Origin of the sequence: Pseudomonas rossensis (genome assembly GCF_039888995.1) — a bacterium.
Taxonomy (GTDB): Bacteria; Pseudomonadota; Gammaproteobacteria; order Pseudomonadales; family Pseudomonadaceae; genus Aquipseudomonas; species Aquipseudomonas rossensis.
In genome coordinates this window covers 1-21,659 of record NZ_JBBWCB010000096.1, presented here as the reverse complement: position 1 = coordinate 21,659, position 21,659 = coordinate 1, and the positions used below count along the sequence as shown (strand labels likewise).

Genomic DNA, 21,659 nt, shown 5'->3' with positions numbered 1-21,659 from the left:
TCGCCAGCTTGCTACACAGGTTCTGTGGCGTCTGGTCCTGCGTCACCCGCATTCGGCCACAGGGGCCTTATGTGGTAGGCTTTGCCGGTTTGCACGATGGGCGTTTATGACCCGGTGTTTCGGCACGGGCGTTCTGATCGTCCCATTTGTCCGCCTTCAGGAGTTCTCATGCGTCTGACCCAGATTTTCGCCGCCGCAGCCATTGCGTTGGTCAGCACCTTTGCCGTCGCCGATGACGCGGCCGACAAAGCCATTCGTAAAAGCCTGGAAAACCTCCAGCTCGAGGTGCCGGTAGAAAGCATCACCGCCAGCCCGCTGCCAGGTCTGTACGAAGTCAAACTCAAGGGCAGCCGCGTACTCTACGCCAGCGCCGACGGCCAGTACGTCGTTCAGGGTTACATGTTCCAGCTCAAGGACGGCAAACCGGTCAACCTGACCGAAAAGACCGAACGCCTGGGCGTTTCCAAACTGGTCAACGCAATTCCAGTGGCTGAAACCGTGGTGTACCCGGCGGTCGGCGAAACCAAATCGCACATCACCGTATTCACCGACACCACCTGCCCGTATTGCCACAAGCTGCACGCCGAAGTGCCTGAGCTGAACAAGCGCGGCATCGAAGTGCGTTATGTCGCGTTCCCGCGCCAGGGCCTTGGCTCGCCGGGTGATGAGCAACTGCAAGCGGTCTGGTGCTCGAAAGACAAGAAAGCCGCCATGGACAAGATGGTCGACGGCAAGGAAATCAAGGCCGCCAAGTGCGATAACCCGGTTTCCAAGCAGTTCGCCCTCGGTCAGTCGATCGGCGTGAACGGTACACCGGCCATCGTTTTGGCCGACGGCCAGGTCATTCCGGGCTACCAGCCTGCGCCACAAGTCGCCAAACTGGCGCTGGACGCGAAATAAATTCGCATCGTCACGGTCAGCCATTGACGATCATGGTTCGGCGGCAGCGTTCGCCGAGCCATTAATAGAGAACCGCGAGTATGCGGTTGTTTTCACGGCCGGCCTTGAGTCGGCCGTTTTATGGGGAGTTCACAGTGAAACCGGTCAAAGTAGGCATCTGTGGGTTAGGGACCGTCGGTGGCGGTACCTTCAACGTACTTCAGCGTAACGCCGAGGAAATTGCTCGTCGTGCCGGGCGTGGAATCGAAGTGGCACAAATTGCCACACGCACGCCAAAGCCTCAGTTCCAAACGACCGGTATTGCGATTACCGACGACGTCTTCGAAGTGGCCACGAACCCTGAGATCGACATCGTCATAGAGCTGATGGGCGGCTACACCGTTGCCCGCGAGCTGGTACTCAAAGCGATCGAGAACGGAAAACACGTGGTGACCGCGAACAAGGCGTTGATCGCCGTTCACGGTAATGAAATTTTCGCCAAGGCCCGGGAGAAGGGCGTGATTGTGGCGTTCGAAGCCGCCGTGGCCGGTGGCATTCCGGTGATCAAGGCGATCCGTGAAGGCCTGTCGGCCAATCGCATCAACTGGGTCGCCGGCATCATCAACGGCACCGGCAACTTCATCCTCACCGAAATGCGTGAGAAGGGCCGCACCTTCGAAGACGTACTCGCCGAGGCGCAAGCCCTGGGTTACGCCGAAGCCGATCCGACCTTCGACGTTGAAGGCATCGACGCGGCCCACAAGCTGACGATCCTGGCGTCCATCGCGTTCGGTATTCCGCTGCAGTTCGACAAGGCCTACACCGAAGGCATCACCAAGCTGACCACCGCTGACGTGAACTACGCCGAAGCGCTGGGCTATCGCATCAAGCACCTGGGCGTGGCGCGTAGCACCGCGGCCGGCATCGAACTGCGCGTGCACCCGACGCTGATCCCGGCCGATCGCCTGATCGCCAACGTCAACGGCGTGATGAACGCGGTGATGGTCAACGGTGATGCTGCCGGTTCGACCCTGTTCTACGGCGCTGGTGCCGGCATGGAGCCGACCGCTTCGTCGGTGATCGCCGACCTGGTGGACGTGGTTCGCGCCATGACTTCCGACCCGGAAAACCGCGTACCGCACCTGGCGTTCCAGCCGGATTCGCTGTCGGCCCACCCGATCCTGCCGATCGAGGCCTGCGAAAGCTCCTACTACCTGCGCATCCAGGCCAAGGACCATCCGGGCGTGTTGGCGCAGGTGGCGAGCATCCTGTCGGAGCGTGGCATCAACATCGAATCGATCATGCAGAAGGAAGTCGAAGAACACGACGGCCTGGTGCCGATGATCCTGCTGACTCACCGCGTGCTGGAACAGCACATGAACGACGCGATCGCCGCCCTGGAAACCTTGGCGGGCGTCGTCGGTCCGGTCGTACGGATCCGCGTCGAGCACCTGAACTAAGCCGTTATCGTTCACCGGGCTCGCCTGCGAGCCCGGGTTTGCGAACACTGTCTATTGGAGCCAGTCATGCGTTATATCAGTACCCGCGGCCAGGCACCGGCCCTGAATTTCGAAGACGTCCTGCTGGCCGGTCTGGCCACGGACGGTGGTCTGTACGTCCCGGAAAACCTGCCACGTTTCACCCAGGAAGAAATCGCTTCCTGGGCCGGCCTGCCGTATCACGAGTTGGCCTTCCGGGTGATGCGCCCGTTCGTCACTGGCAGCATTCCCGATGCCGATTTCAAAAAGATTCTTGAAGAAACGTATGGCGTGTTCTCGCACAACGCCGTGGCACCACTGCGTCAGCTGAACGGTAACGAATGGGTGCTGGAGCTGTTCCACGGCCCGACCCTCGCGTTCAAAGACTTCGCCTTGCAGCTGCTTGGTCGTCTGCTCGACTACGTGCTGGAAAAACGTGGTGAGCGCGTAGTGATTGTCGGCGCCACCTCCGGCGACACCGGTTCGGCCGCCATCGAAGGCTGCAAGCACTGCGAAAACGTCGACATCTTCATCCTGCACCCGCACAACCGCGTGTCCGAAGTGCAGCGTCGGCAGATGACCACCATTTTCGGCGAGAACATTCACAACATCGCCATCGAAGGCAACTTCGATGACTGCCAGGAAATGGTCAAGGCCAGCTTCGCCGACCAGAGCTTCCTCAAAGGCACGCGTCTGGTCGCCGTGAACTCGATCAACTGGGCGCGAATCATGGCCCAGATCGTTTACTACTTCCATGCAGCCCTGCAGTTGGGCGGCCCGGCACGTTCGGTATCGTTCTCGGTGCCGACCGGCAACTTTGGCGACATTTTCGCCGGTTACCTGGCGCGCAACATGGGCCTGCCGATCAACCAGTTGATCGTCGCCACCAACCGCAACGACATCCTGCACCGCTTCATGAGCGGCAATCAGTACGTCAAGGACACCCTGCACGCCACGCTGTCGCCGTCGATGGACATCATGGTGTCGTCGAACTTCGAACGCCTGCTGTTCGACCTGCACGGTCGCAACGGCGCAGCGATTGCCGGTCTGATGGACACCTTCAAGCAGGGTGGCGGTTTCAGCGTCGAAGAGGAGCGCTGGACCGAAGCCCGCAAACTGTTCGATTCGCTGGCCGTGGATGACGCTCAAACCTGCGAAACCATCGCCGAAGTCTTCGAGCAAACCGGCGAGCTGCTTGATCCGCACACCGCCATCGGCGTGAAGGCTGCGCGCGAGTGCCGTCGCAGCCTGGATATCCCGATGGTGATCCTCGGTACGGCGCATCCGGTCAAATTCCCGGACGCCGTGGAAAAAGCAGGCGTAGGAAAAGCGCTCGAACTGCCTGCACATCTTTCTGATTTGTTTGAAAGAGATGAGCGCTGCACCGTGCTGCCAAATGACCTGAAAGCCGTCCAGGCCTTTGTCAGCAAGCATGGCAACCGCGGCAAGCCTCTGTAACCAATTAAAACTGTCACATTTTGAAGCCCGTCTCCTGACGGGCTTTCTCATTTCTGCATGCCACACTTGTCGGGTTTCGTAAATGAAGAGCCGCCCATGAAGGGCGGGCGAGACGATTACCAAGGAAGTGGCAATGCTGTTTTTCAGAGGGTTAAAACCAGCTGCGTGCTGGATGTTTTTTTTAGTCGGCACCCTGGGCTTTGCTCAATGGGGGAGCGCGTCGCAATAGGCTGCGCCCGATTCCAAAGGATCGGTTGCTGGCCTAATGATCGAGCTGGATGCTCAGGAGTTGAAATGGATTGCCGAGCATTCAAAAGTCATCGTCGCATCGGTGCAATATCCGCTGTACCTGTTCAAGGATGAGCACGGCCAATGGAGCGGCTTGAACAATGATCTGCTCAACCGCATCAGCGCGATGACGGGATTGCAGTTTGTTCACGAAGAATCGTTTTCCACCGATCAGTTGCTCGGGCGACTGGAAAGTGGCGCAGCGGACATGAGCACGACGCTGGCGATGAATGACGAACGCAAGACGTTTCTGGATTTCAGTCATGCGTTCGGTGGCGCTGGCTGGGTGTTCGTCGGGCGGGCCGGGGCGCCAGAGGTGCAATCCCTGGAGCAACTGTCGGGAAGGGTTCTGGTGTTGCCGACCCGGCATGCGCTGGAGGCCACGATTCGCCGCGACTATCCGGACATCGAGCAGCGCTCGGTTAAAACCTACGCGGAGGCCCGGGCGCTGGTCGAGAGCGGTGAGGCCTACGCCACCATCGAGAACGAAACCGGAGCACAACTCTATCCGTCCGGGCAGCTCAAGGTCGGGTATACGGTGGAGGGCAAATGGGAGGCGGACCACTTGGCCGTACGCAAGGGTCAGCCTCAGCTGTCGAGCATCCTCAACAAGGCGCTTGAGGCGCTTGATCCTGCTGAATTGCGCGCCATTCGCCTGAAATGGCTCAATGGGATTGCCCCCATTAAGGTGCCCGGCGCCTGGCACCGACTCGCCGAGTGGGGCTGCTGGGGAATGTTTATCGTCAGTCTGTTCGGCCTGTTGTCCCTGCTCTGGAACCGACGGCTCACGGTATTGATCCAGCAGCGCCTGGATGCCGAGAAGAGTCTGAGTGATCAGCTAGCCTTCCAGCATGCGTTGATGGACGCCATGCCCGATCCGATGTTTGTTCGTGATCTGGAAGGGCGTTTGATCATGTGCAACAAAAGTTATGAGGAGGGCTTGTCGACCCGTTTTGACCAGGTTCAGGGACGACAGCTGATTGAACTGGACGTGTTGCCCAAAGAGACTGCCGAACTGCTGCATGCAGAGTTCATGGCCCAGCTCGGTACGCGCAAGACGCGCTTCAGTGAGCGTCAATTGATGTTCAACAACGGCATCAGGCATGTCTATCAGTGGACGGTGCCTTTTTACGGTGCCGACGGACAATTGCGGGGCCTGCTGGGAGGATGGACCGATATTGGCAAGCGTAAGCAGCAGGCGTGAGGCGGCTGTTTTTTCTCTGTCATCTTGGCCGTGCATGCTCTATTGACCCGCGGCGCAGTTTCACCAGCAGTCGGTATCCAGAACTTTCTTCTCGAGCCAGTGGTCATTTACTGTAGGCACGCCCCAGGCACTTTGTTTTCGGACTATTGAGTGGTGATCGAGATGGAAAGTATCAGTCTATTGCTCGGTGAAGCTCTGAGCCCGTATCAGGTAACGTTGACCCCGTCGGGGACCCATGGCGAATGCCTGGTGACACTTAAGAATGCGACCGGTGCGATCGTGGTCGAGCGGGCGTTCAATCAGGCCCAGTTGACCAGCAAACGTCTGTTGACGGATGTCGTCGACGGTTTGCATCGCGACGTGCTGATCGCCGAAGGTCGGCTGGAGCCCTGCGTTATCGCGGCGTTGCGTAATGCTGCTCAGGACAAGATCCTGGCCAACCGAAATTGAATTGTTTTTTGTGGGAACCTTCCTGCGCTTAGGTCAGTCAGACCTTGTAACAGCAGGATCAAGCATTGTGCTCCGGTGCTTGTAGCCTGCTGTTACTGGTCTTTATGTAGGCCACGTTTAACCCCGAGTCGTCTCCCCACTTCTCGGGGTTTCTTTTTGCCTGCGATTTGTCATTGCTCGGCCTGCTGTATGAAAAATGCCCGGCTGGCTTCCAGGTAGTCACTGCGACTTTCGGGGTCCAGCCAGGCTGCGTATGCCTCGCTCAAGTGATCGTGGGGCAGGGTGCGCAGCAGTTGGTTGATCTCGATGATCGCCTGCCGGCCCTGGGGGGTGTCGGTACAGCCGATGTAACCGGACAGGTATTTGCCCGTGCTGCGAATCGGGTAGAACTGCAATTCATCTTCCGCTATCCCTTGTTGCTGGGCCTGGTAGCGGATCTCCGAGCGGTACCCCAACAGCATCCGCAAGCGCCCCAGGCGTTGCATTTGCAACAGGCTGCCCAAGGCATCGTTACCGTAGTGGAGGGTCAGTGAGTTGGCTGGCGCTTGTTTGAGCAGCGCGTCGAGATATTCGCCGTAGTTGCGCTCGGCAATAATGCCCAGTTTCTCGCGGCCACTGGCCAGCAGGGCCGCCAGGTCCACTTCGCCGTCCTTGATAAAGGGCGCCAGCACCTCCCGATCAACGCGGCGCACTGCCAGGCCATTACTCATGGCCCGAAAGACCGGAATGGAAAACGCGATCCAGCCATCGCGCTCCTTGCTCCAGTTCAGCGCTGCATCGCACGTGAGGAATGGTTCGTGAAGCATTTGCAAGCCGCGGGCGCGATTGACTCGCATCAGGGTGTGTTCGTATTGCGGCATGCGGGCGATCAGCAGTGGCAACAGTTGATCGATGACTCCCTGGCCCTTTTTCGATCCTTCGAAAATCATCAGCGGTGGAAGGTCGCGCAACAGCCAGACCAGGGTTTCCTTCGGTTGCGCCAACGTTGACTGAGCCTGGCCGGCGAGCAACAGGAAAAACGCGAACGCGCACAATGCTCGACCGCCTCGCGTCAGGCAGTGGTTGATGGGCCGCGCAAGCAGGCGCCTCAGCTTAGATGGCCCCGTCTTCACGCAGCTTTGCGATCTGTTCCTTGTCGTAACCAAGATCGTTGAGTACCTGCGCATTGTGTTCGCCCAACTGCGGCCCGACCCATTCCGAAGTGCCGGGGGTCTCAGAGAGTTTCGGCACGATTCCCGGCATCTTGAAATCTTTGCCGTCCGGCAACTTGGCTTTCAGGAACATTTCCCGGGCCAGGTACTGTGGATCACTGAACATATCTGCCGCACTGAAGATCCGGCTGGCCGGTACATCGGCCTGATTCAACTGCTCGATGATGGTGTCCAGCGGCAGCGAGTTGACCCAGCGATCAATCACCCCATAAATCTCGTCGCGACGGCTATCGCGTCCGTCGTTGCTCGCCAGCGCAGGGTCATTGGCCAGGTCCTCGCGACCAATGATCAGCATGAAGCGTTTGAAGATCGCATCGCCATTGGCGCCGATCTGCACATGTTTGCCGTCGGCACTGGTGTGGATCGAGGAGGGCGTGATGCCCGGCATGATGTTGCCGGTGCGCTCGCGGATGAAGCCGAACACGTCGAACTCCGGGACCATGCTTTCCATCATGGCGAAGATCGCTTCATACAGCGCCACATCCACCACTTGGCCAAGGCCACCGTTGACCTCGCGATGACGCAGGGCCATCAATGCGCCGATCACGCCCCAGAGCGCGGCAATAGAGTCGCCGATGGAAATCCCGGTGCGCACCGGTGGACGGTCTTCGAACCCGGTGATGTAGCGCAAGCCGCCCATGGATTCACCGACGGCGCCAAAGCCTGGCTGATCCTTCATCGGCCCGGTCTGACCGAAACCCGAGAGACGCACCATCACCAGTTTCGGGTTCAGTGCGTGCAAGACTTGCCAGCTCAGGCCGAGCTTTTCCAGCACGCCAGGGCGAAAGTTCTCGATCAGGATGTCCGCCTCACTGAGCAGTTTTTTCAGGATCGCCAGGCCGTCGGGGTGTTTGAGGTTCAGGGTCAGGGATTTCTTGTTGCGCGCCTGGACGAACCACCACAGCGAGGTGCCTTCATACAGTTTTCGCCATTTGCGCAATGGATCGCCGCCATCGGGGGACTCGATTTTGATCACCTCGGCACCGAACTCGCCGCAAATGCGCGAGGCAAACGGCCCGGCGATCAGCGTACCCAATTCAATGACTTTCAGACCTGAGAGCGGTTTTCCGGTGAGCGGCATGCTGGTTCCTGTAGGACAAAGGTTGAGCGAATACAGGGTTTTAACATAGCCGAACGTCAGACGACCAAGGTTGATCGCCTTCAATTCGTGGATTGCCTACCGCATCGGTTAGACTTGCCGCCTTTCCCCGTATCAAGAAGCCCGTTCATGGCCCAGCCGTCCACGACCTACAAGTTTGAACTGAACCTTACCGACCTCGATCGCAGCGTGTACGAGAGCGTGAAGCAGACCATCGCCCGTCACCCTTCGGAAACCGAAGAGCGCATGACCGTGCGGCTGCTGGCCTACGCCTTTTGGTACAACGAGCAGTTGTCGTTCGGTCGCGGTCTGTCAGACGTGGACGAACCTGCCCTGTGGGAAAAGAGCCTGGACGACCGCGTTCTGCACTGGATCGAAGTCGGCCAGCCAGACGCCGATCGCCTGACCTGGTGCTCTCGTCGCACCGAGCGCACCAGCCTGCTGGCCTACGGCAGCCTGCGCGTCTGGGAGACCAAGGTGATCCCGGCGATCAAGAACCTGAAAAACGTGCACATCGCTGCTGTTCCGCAGGAAGTGCTGGAAACCCTGGCCAAAGACATGCCCCGCGTTATCAAGTGGGACGTGATGATCAGCGAAGGGACGATTTTCGTCACCGACGACCGTGGTCAGCACGAAGTCCAGTTGCAGTGGCTGAGCGGCGAACGCGGCTGATTATTCGCTGCTGGTCCGCGTTATCCGGTTTTATCCTCCGTACCCAAGAGAAGCACCTGCTACCCCATGCGCATCGAACCTCGCCTGTTGCCCGACACCCTGCCATTCCTCGGTGATCTGCCGCCGCTGCTGACCCGTCTGTACGCGGCGCGGGGCGTGCTGTCCGAGGCTGAACTGGACAAGAGCCTGGCGCGGTTGATCCCGTTCCAGCAGCTCAAAGGTATCGATGCGGCGGTGGACTTGCTGGTGACGGCGCTCGAGCAGCGTCAGCGGATTCTGATCGTCGGTGACTTCGACGCCGATGGCGCGACGGCCAGTACCGTGGGCATGTTGGGCTTGCGCCTGCTGGGCGCTGCGCACGTCGACTATTTGGTGCCGAACCGATTCGAGTATGGCTATGGCCTGACGCCGGAAATCGTCGAAGTGGCGCTGACCCGTACACCACAGTTGCTGATCACTGTGGACAACGGTATCTCCAGCGTTGAAGGCGTGGCAGCGGCGAAAAAGGCCGGGCTCCAGGTGCTGGTCACCGACCACCACTTGCCCGGTGACGAGTTGCCGTTGGCCGATGCCATCGTCAATCCGAACCAGCCGGGTTGCGAGTTTCCGAGCAAGGCGCTGGCCGGCGTCGGGGTGATTTTCTATGTGCTGATGGCCCTGCGTGCGCGTTTGCGCAGCCTCGGTTGGTACGAGAGCAAGCCGCAGCCGAACATCGGCGAGTTGCTGGACCTTGTGGCCCTGGGCAGCGTCGCCGACGTGGTACCGCTGGATGCCAACAACCGGATTCTGGTGCACCAAGGCCTGGAACGGATTCGCGCCGGGCGTGCTCGGCCGGGGATCAAGGCGATCCTCGAAGTCGCCAAGCGTGACCACACGCGCATTACCTCTACCGACCTGGGTTTCATTGTTGGCCCGCGTCTGAACGCGGCGGGGCGTCTGGATGACATGAGCCTGGGCATCGAATGCCTGCTCACCGAAGACGCTGGTCTGGCGCGTGAAATGGCCGCTCAACTCGACGGCATGAACCAGGACCGTAAATCCATTGAACAGGGCATGCAGCGTGAAGCGCTGGCTCAACTGAAGGATTTGCCGGTCGAGTCGATGCCGTTCGGCTTGTGCCTGTTCGATCCCGAGTGGCACCAGGGTGTCATCGGAATCCTCGCATCGCGTATGAAAGAACGCTATTTCCGTCCGACCATTGCCTTTGCCGATGCTGGAGATGGCCTGCTCAAGGGCTCGGGTCGTTCGGTTCAGGGTTTTCATATTCGTGACGCGTTGAGCGTGGTGGCGGCGCAGCATCCGAACCTGATCAGCAAATACGGCGGCCATGCGATGGCCGCCGGCCTGACGCTGCCGGAAGCGAATTTTCCGTTATTCGCCGAAGCCTTTGACGCTGAAGTGCGTAGGCAATTGCGCGAAGAAGACCTGACCGGACGATTGCTGTCGGACGGCACGCTGGCGGTCGAGGAATTCCACCTGGAACTGGCCCGCGCCCTGCGCCATGCCGGTCCTTGGGGGCAACATTTCCCGGAGCCGTTGTTCCACGGCGTGTTCCAGTTGGTCGAGCAGCGAGTGGTCGGCGAGCGGCACCTCAAAGTGGTGCTGAAAAGCGAATGCGGCTCGGTGAAGCTGGATGGCATTGCCTTCGGAATCGACCGCGACATCTGGCCGAATCCGACCATCAAGTGGGTGGAATTGGCCTACAAACTCGACCTCAACGAGTTTCGTGGCAACGAGACGGTGCAGTTGATGATTGCCCACATCGAACCGCGTTGACCCCATCGCGAGCAAGCTCGCTCCCACATTGGTTTTGTGAACAACGCAGATCCACTGTGGGAGCGAGCTTGCTCCGGGCGGCGTTCCGACGATGGCGATCTCCCAGGCGCCAAATCTCCCCGGAACCCTCCACCTTCCCCCGTTGTCGACTAGGCTCTAAGCACTGCTTGATTATCCTTGTGACGTCTTGTCGAATTTTTTCCCGCGGGGGCGGGTGCTGCACCTTTTTCCTGTCACTCGTCGACTTTTCAAACAGAACCCTGGAGCCTGCCCACTGATTCGAGAGGTGCCCCATGAGTCTGCTGCTTGAACCCTATACCCTTCGCCAATTGACCCTGCTCAACCGCATTGCGGTGTCGCCGATGTGCCAGTACTCCAGCGTTGATGGACTGGCCAATGACTGGCACCTGGTCCACCTCGGCAGCCGCGCTGTCGGTGGGGCCGGCCTGGTGTTTACCGAAGCCACGGCGGTGACCGCCGACGGACGCATCACCGCCGAGGACCTCGGCCTGTGGAACGATGAACAGATCGAACCGTTGCAACGCATCACGCGCTTCATTGCGGCTCAAGGCGCTGTGGCCGGCATTCAGTTAGCTCACGCCGGGCGTAAGGCCAGCACCCATCGGCCGTGGATCGGTAAACATGGCAGCGTCAAACCCGAAGACGGAGGCTGGATCCCGGTGGGCCCATCGCCGATTGCTTTCGACCCGCAGCACACACACCCCAAGCAGCTCGATGATGGCGAGATCGCTGAAGTCATTCAGGCCTTTGTCGCTTCGGCCAAGCGAGCACTGACCGCCGGTTTCAAAGTGGTGGAAATACACGCCGCCCACGGTTACCTGTTGCATCAGTTTCTTTCGCCCCTGAGCAATCAGCGGCGCGATCAATATGGTGGTTCGTTCGAGAATCGCATCCGGCTGGTGCTGCAAGTCACCGAAGCAGTGCGTGCGGTGTGGCCTGAAGAGCTACCGCTGTTCGTGCGGGTGTCGGCCACCGATTGGGTGGAAGACGGCTGGAACCCGGATGAAACCGTGGAGCTGGCGCGACGCCTCCACGCGTTGGGCGTAGACCTGATTGACGTCTCGTCCGGCGGTACGGCGGCGAATGCCGAGATTCCTACAGGTCCCGGTTATCAGACCCGCTTTGCTGAACGTGTGCGCAAAGAGTCAGGTATTGCCACCGGCACGGTAGGAATGATCACCGAACCGGCACAGGCCGAGCACATTCTGCGCACCTGCCAGGCTGACATCATCTTCCTTGCCCGTGAGCTGTTGCGTGATCCGTACTGGCCGCTGCATGCCGATGATGACCTGGGGGGACGCAAGGCCATCTGGCCGGCGCAGTATCAGCGGGCCACCCATCGTGAACAGCCGATTCATGAGTCGGATTTGCGCGACTGATTGATGCTGTAAAACCAAAAAGCCCCGATCAATAGATCGGGGCTTTTTAACATCAAACGATCGCAGCCTTTGGCAGCTCCTACAAAGGAATGCAATCCCATGTAGGAGCTGGCGCAGCCTGCGATCTTTTGATCTTGTCTTCAGGTGTACTTGCGCTTCTCAGGCGCAGGCGGGAAGTACTGGTACAACCAGGTTTCACTCAACGTGCGGTCATGGGTGCGAATGAACAACCGCAGCTCCACCGGCGCCACACTGTCATTGGTTGGGTACCAGTCAAAGGTAATGCGGTAACCCTTGATGTCATCCAGCACCAGCACGTTGAAATCCTTGACCTGCCCATTCGAGCACGTGACCACCGGCTCGATCCCCGCGCCTTCAGGCAAGCGGTCCAGACCGCCGCCCGTGAAGTCCACGGCAAACCGTCGAGCCCAGACTTCCGGATAATGTTCGCCAGGCGCCCAGCCTTCGATGAAGCCGCCCATGCCCGAACGAGTGGCGTTGACCCGCGCCAACGGCGTGCCGACCGGTGGCAGTGCGCTCCAGTACAGCTTGTAGCCGTAGTTCAGGGAGTCGCCGGCCGCGACCGGTTTTTTCGGTGTCCAGAATGCGACGATGTTATCCAGGGTTTCGCCAGTCGTAGGAATTTCCAACAGATCGATAGAGCCTTCACCCCACGCGGTTGTAGGTTCTACCCACAGGCTCGGGCGCTTGCTGTACCAGTCGACGGTGTCTTGATAGCTGTCGAACTCATGATCGGTCTGCACCAGGCCGAAACCTTTCGGGTCGGTGTCGGCGAAGGCATTGAATTGCAGGGTGGCCGGATTGTTCAGCGGGCGGCAGATCCACTCGCCGTTGCCGCGCCACATGGCCAGGCGATCAGAGTCGTGGATTTGCGGGTGAATCGTGTCGCACATGCGCCGTTCATGGGTGCCGCAACTGAACATGCTGGTCATCGGTGCGATGCCCAGTTGTTCGATGGCGGTGCGCGCATTGATGTGTGCGTCGATGCCCATGACGACCTGGCTGGCCTGACAGTCGATGTCGAAACGGTAGGCACCGGTGGCGCTCGGTGAATCCAGCAGGGCGTAGACCACGAAACGGGTACTGTCCTTGTCCGGAGTCTCGAACCAGAACTTGGTGAAGTCCGGGAATTCTTCACGCTTCTTGGCATAGGTATCGATCGCCAGGCCGCGTGCCGACAGACCGTACTGGCCTGAGGCATCGACCGCACGGAAATAGCTGGCGCCGAGGAAGGACAGCACGTCGTGCTGGTCCAGCTCCGGCGCCTTGAACAGCTTGAACCCGGAAAACCCCAGGTCGCCCGTGAGCTGTTTGGTGTCGACCGTGGTTTTTTCATAGTTGAACAGGGACGGGCGGAAATGCACCTCTCGCGCCTGACGCGTCTTGGGATCGACGCTGTACATGCGCACCGGTTGTTTGAAGCCCATGCCGACGTGGAAAAACTGCACATCCAGCTGACCGTTCAAGTCATTCCACAGCGAATGGTTGCCGTCGTAGCGGATCGCATTGAAGTTTTGCGGCGTCATGGTCGCCAGGGTCGGCGGCAGCACCTGCTTGGTGTCCTGATAGCGATTGCCGGCGAGCTGCTTGGCCTGGATCTTCAGCGCTTCGAAGTCGAACGCCTGAGCCTCGCCATCCGCCGCGCCGGTACCGGCCCAGGCCCATGAAGCCAGCAGGCCGGTGGCTGATAATCCGGTATAGGCAGCGATGGCCATGGATGCTTTGAGCAAATTCCTGCGGTGCATAAGTTCAACCTGTCGTGAACAATCCCGCGCCGTTCCTGGCACGTGCTGGATCAAAAATAAAGGTTCGGACATGCCTTCGGCCAAACGCAACGGACATTAAACAGATAACAAATAGCTTAAACCGTTCGGTTGTGTAGAAAAAATGATTGGTAGCACTTTGGCTTCGTGGCAATGAAACAAGAAATGTCGGTTAAGTTTTCTGACAGTACTTTCTGATTTATAGGGCATTTCTGCTTTTTTTGACTAATTACTCTAAAAATCGCTTTTCACCGCCACGATAGTTCCTATTCTGTGTTCATGACCGACCTCTGCCCTTCAGGCCGGCGATTACAAAAAGGAGAGGGCGATGCGGTTTTTGAAGTTTTCTCGGGCTTATAGAAGGACATCGTCCATGACGAAAGTACAAGGCATCACCCAGTTGCTGGGAATCTTTCCTTGCCTGACCACAGTGCGCCGAAGGCGTCGGGTCAGTTCGGATGAGATGAAGTTGTTGGAGCGCTATCGGGAGCTGTCGGAAAGCGACCAGATTGCGATGCGGTATCTGGTGGAGGCGATGAGGAGTGTTTCGCGGTTTTGACCGAGGATGGTTACCGTGAAAGCCATTTGGCTTTTACGGTGGCCAGGCAGGTCAGCTTGCCAGCATCGGCGTCGATGATGCCTTCGTGGATTGCTTGGCGGCGAGCCGCGATATTTTTTAGCTCGATGGTTTGTTGCAGATACTTTTCTGAAAAGGCGCTATCACTTGGAATCACTTCAGTGACGCTTTGGCTGGTGATGCGCGGTTTGCTCATGGCTGCGGATTGCTCTTGCGAGAGATTGAACAGATGTATTCAAACCAAAGTGGCGGACTGTGAAGTCTGCCCCTTTTTCATTTTTTCACTCTACCTTCAACTGCAAGTGCCCACGATCGTGAACGGACGTTGTGCCTGCATCAGATCAGGCATGTCCCGCCACTTGATCCACGCTTGATGCTATGCAACAGCGGCACCGAGATGCCTGCCCACTGCAATGAGCTCAGGCTTGGAATGTTATCCACAGATGTCGCTTTCGACTCACGCAGCGAAGGTATGACTTCGTTGCTCAGCCATTGGCGCAGGTTTCGGTTTTCCGGGACAAAATGGTGAATCAATAGGGCGTACATCCCTGATTCGCTGACCATCAGCGATTCGACCGTTTTGCCGTTCTTGAGCAGCCAGACGTATCGACGCTGGTCCGGATCGAGTTTCAGGGTGAGGCGTTGGTCCATCGGGCGGCCCATCAAGCGACCGAGATCCTGGGCGCAGAACCAGGCTTGATTGTCCTGCATGAAAGCGTGGAGGAAACGGTTGTGGCGGGTGAAGACGGTTGGGGGGAAGTAAGGTAGAAGCGAGTTTTGAGCGTGTGCTGACATGAAGTGACTTCCGTTTTGAGTAGGAAAGTCGCCACCAACCCTTCGACAGGTTGGGTGGCGGACCGAGTGGCGTTCGAAGTCGGGACACTTCCAATCAAAACGGAAGCCGGAAGGCCCGCGCCACACGGCCCGCCATAAATCAGAACTGAAGACATAAAACTGCCTCAATCCTATGGGGGGCGCGTAAGCACCGTTTTGAAATTTCCCGGCTTCGACCCCGGGTCGCTGATTTGACAGCGACGAGGTAAAGCCTATCGTTCAGGCGCTCGCGGCGCCAAGTCTACCTTGGCGCCGCATGCTGTAGGAATCGGTGTCTATGCCGGAAGGTTCGATCTGTAGGAATTGCCTGTTTTTGCATGAGGTGCAGTCAAGCAGCATCACAGCCGTGGTTTTTCCTATAGTTTTTCCTGCATTCAGGAACGAACTGCAGGTTTGCTACATGTTGATCGAATTTTCAGTTTCCAATTATCGCTCCTTCCGTGACAAACAAACCCTGTCCATGGCTGCGACGCCGCGCTTGAGCAAAAAGCGCAACGTGTTCACACCTATCGTAAATGGAGAAAAACTGCCTGATTTATTGAAGGTGGCGGCGATTTACGGACCGAACGCATCCGGTAAGTCTTCGCTTATCCGGGCGATGGGGATCATGGGGAGTTTGCTCGCTTCGATACCTTCATCAAATGATGAGCCGCTACCGGTCTCGCCATTTCGTTTTGACCCGCAACTTCAAAACGAACCCAGTTCTTTTGAGTACAACTTCATTCAACGCGGGATCCGATATCGGTTTGTTCTGCGCATGACTGCGCAGCGGATTATCGAGGAACAATTGGTTTCCTATCCTAAAGGTAAGGAAACGCTGTTGTATTCACGTCGTTTTGTTGATGAGGGGGAGCATTATGTTTTTGGCTCAAGCCTTGAGGGCGGTAAAGAGGTGCACAACGCTTGGCGGCGTCTGACGAGTCCCAAGATGTTGTTTATTTCGCAGGCGGTTGCGAACAGTAGCGAAGAGTTGACTCAGTTGCGGGCGCCGTTTAGCTGGTTTCAAACCGGTCTACTCGTTATTGAGCAGAACAACATGATGGGGTTGTCAGCAGCGTCCATCAGATTTCTTCGGATGGCATCGGATTACACACATGATTTACGAGACTTTCTAAAAGAAGTGGATATCCCGGTGTCAGCGATCCGGCTCAACACCGAAGACGCAGAGTCTGTTCAACGCACCAAAAAACTCACACTGAAAGAGTTCTTCGCAGCAGCCCAAAAAGACAAAGTGACCCTGACGCATACGAGTCTTTTAGGCCAGGCGGAGTTTGATTTTTCCGAGGAGTCAGGCGGTACGAAAAACCTGGTTGGATTCTGGCTGCCCTGGTTCATGATCAATCACGCCGATGGTAGCGGGATACTGTCTGTCGATGAGTTGGACAGCAGCCTTCATCCCTCAATAGTCGCGGACTTGATTGAGAAACACCTGGACAGTGGGTTGGAGAATCAACTGATCTTTACCACTCACGACACTCATCTAATGAACGCCAAAGCGCTTCGCCGCGATCAGTTCTGGATCACCGAAAGAGACGCTAACGGTGCAACCTGCCTTTTTTCTGTTTACGACTTTGAAGGACGGGAAGGGGAGGATGTCGAGAAACGCTACTTTGAAGGCCGTTATCGCGGGTTACCACTGATAAGGCGGGGTTGATCATGGCGCGTTCGATACAACTATTTGATCGAAAGGCACCGCGGTTCAAGCCTCAACCCAAAGTGTTGATCCTCTGTGAAGACAGCAAGTCAGGAAAACGATATCTGGAGGAGGCTGCATTTCATTTTCGCGCCAAAGCTCAAGTGGAAATTTCCCACTGTGGCGTCACACACCCAAGCGGCATTGTAGAAACAGCAATAGCCCGCCAGAAATGCTTCGACAAGGTGTTTTGTGCATTGGATCGCGATACACATCTGTGTTTTGAACGAGCAATAAATCTGGCGAGGCCTCATCCGAAAATCAAAGTCATCGCTTCCTACCCCTGTTTTGAGTTTTGGCTGCTTCTGCACTTCGGTTTCAATCGAAAGCCATTTCGAGCGGTTGGAAAGCACTCTGCAGGCGACTTGCTGGCCAAGAGCCTCAGAGAGAAACCCAACATGGATAAGTACGAAAAAGGCGAAGACACCAACTATTTCGCACAACTTTTAGGTGAGCCCTTCCAAAGGGCGAGAGATTTAGCACCAAAGATTATCGAGGACGTTGCTATCAGCGGCGAACCTAACCCCAGCACCGAAATCCATCTGCTGATGGACGAATTCGAAATTCTCTCCAAACCCCTACCGATCTAACACCTCAAACCCAGCCCGTATCACTGCGGGCTGGGTAATTACCCTTATCGACCAACCTTCCAAGCATCCCCCGCAGGCGCAGTCCCATGGTCATACGGCTTGGCAAGCCACATGTAAATCAGCCCCAACCCAATCACGATCGCAGTACTCAACACCATCGCGTAGTTGATGTACCACGCCGCGTCCGGCGTGCGTGGCCAGGCCATGTTGATGATGGCGCCGACGCCATACACCAGCGCGCCAATGTTCACTGCCCAACCCCAGGCACCGAGGGTGAATTTGCCGCTCGGTTTCCAGCCCTTCATGCGCGCATACAACGCGGCGAGCACGATCATCTGGAACGCCAGGTAGATACCGATGGCCGCGAAGCTGACGATGGTTGCCACCGCATCCTGCAGGAAGAAGCCCAGCACAATGATCAGCGCTGGCAGGACGCCGGACACGAACAGCGCCGCAACCGGAACCTGAGTCGTAGGGGAAATCTTCTTCAGCAGTGAGCTGCCGATGACCATTTCATCCCGAGCGTAGGAATACAGCAGACGACTCGCCGCCGCTTGCAAACTGATGACGCAGGAGATGAAGGAAATCATCACCACGCCCATTACCACTTTCGAGCCGACCGGGCCGAAGGCGTTGTTGAGGATGGTGGTGACCGGGTCCTTGTCGGTGCCGTTGATCACCGCTTGCATGTCTGGCACGGCGAGGATCAGCGCCAGGCAGGCGAACATCGCTGCGATGCCGCCGATGTAGATGGTCATGCGCATGGCCACCGGGATCTGCTTGCTTGGGTTCGGGGTTTCTTCGGCCACATCGCCGCAGGCCTCGAAGCCGTAGTACAGGAACATCCCCGCCAGCGAGGCGGTGAGGAACGCCGGCAGATACGAGCCATCGACGCTGATATCGAAGGTGTTGAACAACACACTGATCGATTGATGACGCTCGAAGATCAGCAGGTATAGGCCGACGATCACCGCACCGACCAGTTCGCAGAGGAAGCCGAACATGGCGATCCGTGCCAGCACCTTGGTGCCGCTGAGGTTGACCAGGGTAGCGAACAACGTCAGGAACAGTGCGATGACGATGTTGGTGTTGTTGCTCGGTTCAAAGCCCATCATGGCGGCCAGGTACGGACCGGCACCCACCGCAACGGCGGCGATGGTGACGCACAGGGCGATGGAGTAGATCCAGCCGACCATCCACGCCCAGCGCTTGCCCACCAAGCGGCGAGCCCACGGGTACACGCCACCGGAAATCGGGAACTGCGAGACCACTTCACCGAAGATCAGGCACACCAGCAACTGGCCGCATCCGACCAGTAAATAAGCCCAGAACATCGGTGGGCCACCGGCGGCGAGGCACAGGCCGAACAGGGTATAAACCCCTACGACCGGAGAGAGATAAGTGAAGCCCAGGGCGAAGTTTTCCCACAGGCTCATGCTGCGATTGAAGTTCGAGGTGTAACCCAGCTTGCGTAGTTGCTCGGCATCGCTGTCGGCAACGGCTGCAGAGAGTTCGGGTGATGCACTCATGGTGTGTTAGCTCCGGAAAATCGGCAGATTTCGGATGTCCGAAACCGTGACAGGGCCATGGTGGCGCTGCCCGGATCGGTAGTTATTGTTTTGTATTGCGGTGAGGCCATCGCGAGCAAGCTCGCTCCCACAGGTTCAGTGCAATCCATGTGGGAGCGAGCCTGCTCGCGAAGCTTTTAGTGCTTAAACATCACATGCCGAACAACGGTGTAGTCCTCCAGCCCATACATGGACATGTCCTTGCCATAACCAGACAGTTTCTGACCGCCGTGCGGCATTTCGCTGACCAGCATGAAGTGCGTATTTACCCAGGTGCAGCCGTACTGCAAGCGTGCGGACAAGCGATGCGCACGACCGACGTCCGAGGTCCAGACCGACGACGCCAGGCCGTAGTTCGAATCGTTGGCCCAGCCCAGCACCTGTGCTTCATCGGTGAATTTGGTCACCGACACCACCGGCCCGAACACTTCACGACGGACGATTTCATCGTCCTGTTGCGCATCGGCCAACACGGTAGGTTCGAAGAAGAAGCCATTGCCTTCCACGGCCTTGCCGCCCGTGACCAAACGGATGTGCGGCTGCGCCACGGCACGCTCGACGAACCCGGCCACGCGGTCGCGATGTTGGGCGGTGATCAGCGGACCCAGCTCGGTCGCCGGGTCGTCCTGCAGGCCGTATTTGATGGTGCTGACCGCCGCGCCGAGCTTCTCGACGAATTTTTCGTAGATGCCTGCTTGCGCGTAGATGCGGCAAGCGGCGGTGCAGTCCTGGCCGGCGTTGTAGAAACCGAAGGTGCGAATGCCTTCCACGGCAGCATCGATGTCGGCGTCGTCGAAGATGATCACCGGGGCTTTGCCGCCCAGTTCCATGTGCATGCGTTTGACGCTGTCGGCGGTGCTGGAAATGATGTTCGAGCCGGTGGCGATCGAACCGGTCAACGAGACCATGCGCACTTTCGGGTGTGTGACCAGTGGGCTGCCAACCGTAGGACCACGACCGAACACCAGGTTAAGCACGCCGGCCGGGAAAATCTCCGACGCCAGTTCCGCCAGACGCAGCGCGGTCAGCGGGGTTTGCTCCGACGGCTTGAGCACCACGGTATTACCGGCGGCCAGGGCCGGAGCGATTTTCCAGGCGACCATCATCAGCGGGTAGTTCCACGGTGCGATGGAGGCAATCACCCCCACCGGATCGCGGCGGATCATCGAGGTGTGGCCGTGCAGGTATTCACCGCCCGCCGAACCGCTCATGCAACGGCTGGCGCCGGCGAAGAAACGGAACACGTCGGCAATCGCCGGGATCTCGTCGTTCAGCGCGGCGTTGTAAGGCTTGCCGCAGTTGTCCGACTCCAGTTTGGCCAGCTCTTCACCGTGCGCTTCGATGGCGTCGGCGAGTTTGAGCAGCAGCAGCGAACGTTCTTTCGGCGTGGTTTGCGACCAGCCTTCAAAGGCGCTGTCGGCAGCACGCACGGCGGCATCGACCTGGGCTTCACTGGCTTCGTTGATTTCGACCAACACACGACCGAGGGCCGGGTTGAACACCGGTTGGGCGGGGCCTTCGCCGTCGATCAGTTGGCCATTGATCAAGAGTTTGGTTTGCATGGCTTTGTCCTCTTCAAAACTATTGTTGTTCTTCTGTGGAAACCGTCCCCTGTGGGAGCGGGCTTGCCCGCGATGAGGCCATCAAATCCGACATTGATGTTGGATGACACACCGCTATCGCGGGCAAGCCCGCTCCCACAGGATCCGGTTCACATTGGGATATGAGTTGTCAGTTATTTCCCGCCACTGCCCGCAACGCTTTCTCCGCCCCGGGTCAGGTAATAGGCACCGAGGATCGGCAGCATGGTCACCATCATCACCAGCATCGCGACGACGTTGGTCACCGGCACGTCCCGTGGGCGGCTGAGCTGGTTGAGCAGCCACAGCGGCAGGGTGCGTTCATGGCCGGCGGTGAAGGTGGTGACGATGATTTCGTCGAATGACAGTGCAAACGCCAACATGCCGCCGGCCAGCAACGCCGAGCCGAGGTTCGGCAGGACGATGTAGCGGAAGGTCTGCCAGCCGTCGGCGCCGAGGTCCATCGAAGCCTCGATCAAACTGTGAGAAGTGCGACGCAAGCGGGCGATGACGTTGTTGTAGACGATCACCACACAGAAGGTCGCGTGGCCGACGATGATGGTGAACATCCCCGGTTCGATCCCCAGCGTCTTGAATGTCGCCAGCAACGCGATGCCGGTGATGATCCCCGGCAAGGCAATCGGCAGGATCAGCATCAGCGAAATGCCTTGCTTGCCGAAGAAATCCCGGCGGTACAACGCCGCCGATGCCAGCGTGCCGAGGACCAGCGCAATCAACGTTGCGACGGAGGCGATTTGCAGCGACAGCTTGATCGCTTCCAGCACGTCGGGACGCGAGAACGCCACGCCGATCCACTTCAGGGTGAAGCCCTTGGGCGGAAAGCTGAACGCCGCGTCTTCGGTGTTGAAGGCGTACAGGAAGATGATCAGGATCGGGAAGTGCAAAAACACCAACCCGCCCCAGGCTGCGATGCGCAGGCCGAGCGAAGCTTTCTCCCCGTGCGTTTCTGGCCTTTGTTTTTTTGCATCAGAGCGCATCGAAGGCCCCCAGTCGTTTCACGATAGTCAGGTAAATGGCGATCAACACAATCGGCACCAACGTGAAGGCCGCGGCCATCGGCATGTTGCCGATCGCGCCTTGCTGGGCGTACACCATGC

Annotated in this window: 17 protein-coding genes and 3 pseudogenes; 11 read left to right on the top strand and 9 right to left on the bottom strand. The window is 58.2% G+C overall.

What is annotated here, in order from left to right; translation table 11 throughout:
- Positions 1-168: 168 nt before the first annotated feature.
- The 5 genes and pseudogenes from dsbC to WLY71_RS21895 all read left to right on the top strand — a co-directional run bounded on the left by dsbC (position 169) and on the right by WLY71_RS21895 (position 5,757).
- Positions 169-900 (top strand): bifunctional protein-disulfide isomerase/oxidoreductase DsbC, encoded by a 732-nt coding sequence (gene dsbC / locus WLY71_RS21915; RefSeq protein WP_347805197.1) that lies wholly within the window; start codon positions 169-171, stop codon positions 898-900.
- A 134-nt stretch (positions 901-1,034) separates the two neighbouring features.
- On the top strand, positions 1,035-2,339 hold the full coding sequence (locus WLY71_RS21910) for a homoserine dehydrogenase (protein WP_347805196.1): 1,305 nt from the start codon (positions 1,035-1,037) through the stop codon (positions 2,337-2,339).
- A 66-nt stretch (positions 2,340-2,405) separates the two neighbouring features.
- Positions 2,406-3,815 (top strand): threonine synthase, encoded by a 1,410-nt coding sequence (gene thrC / locus WLY71_RS21905; RefSeq protein WP_347805195.1) that lies wholly within the window; start codon positions 2,406-2,408, stop codon positions 3,813-3,815.
- A 133-nt stretch (positions 3,816-3,948) separates the two neighbouring features.
- Positions 3,949-5,307, top strand: a pseudogene (locus WLY71_RS21900) (transporter substrate-binding domain-containing protein).
- 162 nt (positions 5,308-5,469) lie between these two features.
- Entirely contained in the window at positions 5,470-5,757 is a 288-nt protein-coding gene (locus WLY71_RS21895) for a DUF3509 domain-containing protein (RefSeq protein WP_033056390.1), read from the top strand.
- Positions 5,758-5,927: 170 nt separating this feature from the next.
- Here WLY71_RS21895 and WLY71_RS21890 read toward each other — a convergent pair whose 3' ends face one another.
- Positions 5,928-6,791, bottom strand: a complete 864-nt coding sequence (locus tag WLY71_RS21890) for a TIGR02285 family protein (protein ID WP_403144217.1) — start codon at positions 6,789-6,791, stop codon at positions 5,928-5,930.
- A gap of 58 nt (positions 6,792-6,849) precedes the next feature.
- Positions 6,850-8,049 (bottom strand): CaiB/BaiF CoA transferase family protein, encoded by a 1,200-nt coding sequence (locus tag WLY71_RS21885; RefSeq protein WP_347805193.1) that lies wholly within the window; start codon positions 8,047-8,049, stop codon positions 6,850-6,852.
- A 147-nt stretch (positions 8,050-8,196) separates the two neighbouring features.
- Here WLY71_RS21885 and WLY71_RS21880 point away from each other — a divergent pair, with 147 nt between their 5' ends.
- The 3 genes from WLY71_RS21880 (at position 8,197) to WLY71_RS21870 (ending at position 11,915) form a co-directional block, all read left to right on the top strand.
- Positions 8,197-8,739, top strand: a complete 543-nt coding sequence (locus WLY71_RS21880; protein WP_007897614.1) for a YaeQ family protein — start codon at positions 8,197-8,199, stop codon at positions 8,737-8,739.
- Positions 8,740-8,805: 66 nt separating this feature from the next.
- Positions 8,806-10,515, top strand: coding sequence for a single-stranded-DNA-specific exonuclease RecJ (gene recJ / locus WLY71_RS21875; RefSeq protein ID WP_134101866.1), 1,710 nt, complete (start codon positions 8,806-8,808; stop codon positions 10,513-10,515).
- Positions 10,516-10,808: 293 nt separating this feature from the next.
- Positions 10,809-11,915, top strand: a complete 1,107-nt coding sequence (locus tag WLY71_RS21870) for an NADH:flavin oxidoreductase/NADH oxidase (RefSeq protein WP_033056387.1) — start codon at positions 10,809-10,811, stop codon at positions 11,913-11,915.
- 140 nt (positions 11,916-12,055) lie between these two features.
- Here WLY71_RS21870 and WLY71_RS21865 read toward each other — a convergent pair whose 3' ends face one another.
- The gene (locus tag WLY71_RS21865) at positions 12,056-13,681 is read right to left on the bottom strand and encodes a glucan biosynthesis protein D (RefSeq protein WP_347805192.1); all 1,626 of its coding nucleotides are present in this window, start codon (positions 13,679-13,681) and stop codon (positions 12,056-12,058) included.
- A gap of 391 nt (positions 13,682-14,072) precedes the next feature.
- On the opposite strand from WLY71_RS21865, the gene WLY71_RS21860 reads away from it, so the two are divergent.
- Positions 14,073-14,258: a hypothetical protein gene (locus WLY71_RS21860; RefSeq protein ID WP_347805191.1), complete on the top strand. Its 186-nt coding sequence runs from the start codon at positions 14,073-14,075 to the stop codon at positions 14,256-14,258.
- Between the two features lie 10 nt (positions 14,259-14,268).
- Here WLY71_RS21860 and WLY71_RS21855 read toward each other — a convergent pair whose 3' ends face one another.
- Together WLY71_RS21855 and WLY71_RS21850 are read right to left on the bottom strand one after the other, a co-directional pair.
- Positions 14,269-14,472 carry a hypothetical protein gene (locus tag WLY71_RS21855; protein ID WP_347805190.1) on the bottom strand — a complete coding sequence of 68 codons (204 nt, stop codon included), beginning with the start codon at positions 14,470-14,472 and terminating at the stop codon, positions 14,269-14,271.
- Positions 14,473-14,568: 96 nt separating this feature from the next.
- Positions 14,569-15,071, bottom strand: a pseudogene (locus tag WLY71_RS21850) (BRO-N domain-containing protein).
- A gap of 439 nt (positions 15,072-15,510) precedes the next feature.
- Here WLY71_RS21850 and WLY71_RS21845 point away from each other — a divergent pair.
- On the top strand, positions 15,511-16,764 hold the full coding sequence (locus WLY71_RS21845) for an AAA family ATPase (protein WP_347805189.1): 1,254 nt from the start codon (positions 15,511-15,513) through the stop codon (positions 16,762-16,764).
- A 2-nt stretch (positions 16,765-16,766) separates the two neighbouring features.
- A complete protein-coding gene (locus tag WLY71_RS21840) occupies positions 16,767-17,393 on the top strand; it encodes an RloB family protein (protein WP_347805188.1) in 627 nt (208 codons plus the stop codon).
- 44 nt (positions 17,394-17,437) lie between these two features.
- Here WLY71_RS21840 and WLY71_RS21835 read toward each other — a convergent pair whose 3' ends face one another.
- The 4 genes and pseudogenes from WLY71_RS21835 to WLY71_RS21820 all read right to left on the bottom strand — a co-directional run.
- Positions 17,438-18,922, bottom strand: a complete 1,485-nt coding sequence (locus WLY71_RS21835; RefSeq protein ID WP_347805187.1) for an APC family permease — start codon at positions 18,920-18,922, stop codon at positions 17,438-17,440.
- 176 nt (positions 18,923-19,098) lie between these two features.
- Positions 19,099-20,523: a gamma-aminobutyraldehyde dehydrogenase gene (locus WLY71_RS21830; RefSeq protein WP_347805186.1), complete on the bottom strand. Its 1,425-nt coding sequence runs from the start codon at positions 20,521-20,523 to the stop codon at positions 19,099-19,101.
- Positions 20,524-20,696: 173 nt separating this feature from the next.
- Positions 20,697-21,539, bottom strand: coding sequence for an ABC transporter permease (locus WLY71_RS21825; protein ID WP_046048179.1), 843 nt, complete (start codon positions 21,537-21,539; stop codon positions 20,697-20,699).
- A pseudogene (locus tag WLY71_RS21820) lies at positions 21,529-21,659 on the bottom strand (ABC transporter permease); the annotation flags it as partial. The gene WLY71_RS21825 and the pseudogene WLY71_RS21820, both read right to left, overlap by 11 nt.

What these genes read in the sequence shown, in the direction of transcription:
- dsbC (WP_347805197.1), top strand. Translation starts at nt 169, where the DNA reads ATGCGTCTGACCCAGATTTTCGCCGCCGCAGCCATTGCGTTGGTCAGC.
- thrC (WP_347805195.1), top strand. Translation starts at nt 2,406, where the DNA reads ATGCGTTATATCAGTACCCGCGGCCAGGCACCGGCCCTGAATTTCGAA.
- WLY71_RS21895 (WP_033056390.1), top strand. Translation starts at nt 5,470, where the DNA reads ATGGAAAGTATCAGTCTATTGCTCGGTGAAGCTCTGAGCCCGTATCAG.
- WLY71_RS21885 (WP_347805193.1), bottom strand. Translation starts at nt 8,049, where the DNA reads ATGCCGCTCACCGGAAAACCGCTCTCAGGTCTGAAAGTCATTGAATTG.
- WLY71_RS21880 (WP_007897614.1), top strand. Translation starts at nt 8,197, where the DNA reads ATGGCCCAGCCGTCCACGACCTACAAGTTTGAACTGAACCTTACCGAC.
- recJ (WP_134101866.1), top strand. Translation starts at nt 8,806, where the DNA reads ATGCGCATCGAACCTCGCCTGTTGCCCGACACCCTGCCATTCCTCGGT.
- WLY71_RS21870 (WP_033056387.1), top strand. Translation starts at nt 10,809, where the DNA reads ATGAGTCTGCTGCTTGAACCCTATACCCTTCGCCAATTGACCCTGCTC.
- WLY71_RS21865 (WP_347805192.1), bottom strand. Translation starts at nt 13,681, where the DNA reads ATGCACCGCAGGAATTTGCTCAAAGCATCCATGGCCATCGCTGCCTAT.
- WLY71_RS21860 (WP_347805191.1), top strand. Translation starts at nt 14,073, where the DNA reads ATGACGAAAGTACAAGGCATCACCCAGTTGCTGGGAATCTTTCCTTGC.
- WLY71_RS21855 (WP_347805190.1), bottom strand. Translation starts at nt 14,472, where the DNA reads ATGAGCAAACCGCGCATCACCAGCCAAAGCGTCACTGAAGTGATTCCA.
- WLY71_RS21845 (WP_347805189.1), top strand. Translation starts at nt 15,511, where the DNA reads ATGTTGATCGAATTTTCAGTTTCCAATTATCGCTCCTTCCGTGACAAA.
- WLY71_RS21840 (WP_347805188.1), top strand. Translation starts at nt 16,767, where the DNA reads ATGGCGCGTTCGATACAACTATTTGATCGAAAGGCACCGCGGTTCAAG.
- WLY71_RS21835 (WP_347805187.1), bottom strand. Translation starts at nt 18,922, where the DNA reads ATGAGTGCATCACCCGAACTCTCTGCAGCCGTTGCCGACAGCGATGCC.
- WLY71_RS21830 (WP_347805186.1), bottom strand. Translation starts at nt 20,523, where the DNA reads ATGCAAACCAAACTCTTGATCAATGGCCAACTGATCGACGGCGAAGGC.
- WLY71_RS21825 (WP_046048179.1), bottom strand. Translation starts at nt 21,539, where the DNA reads ATGCGCTCTGATGCAAAAAAACAAAGGCCAGAAACGCACGGGGAGAAA.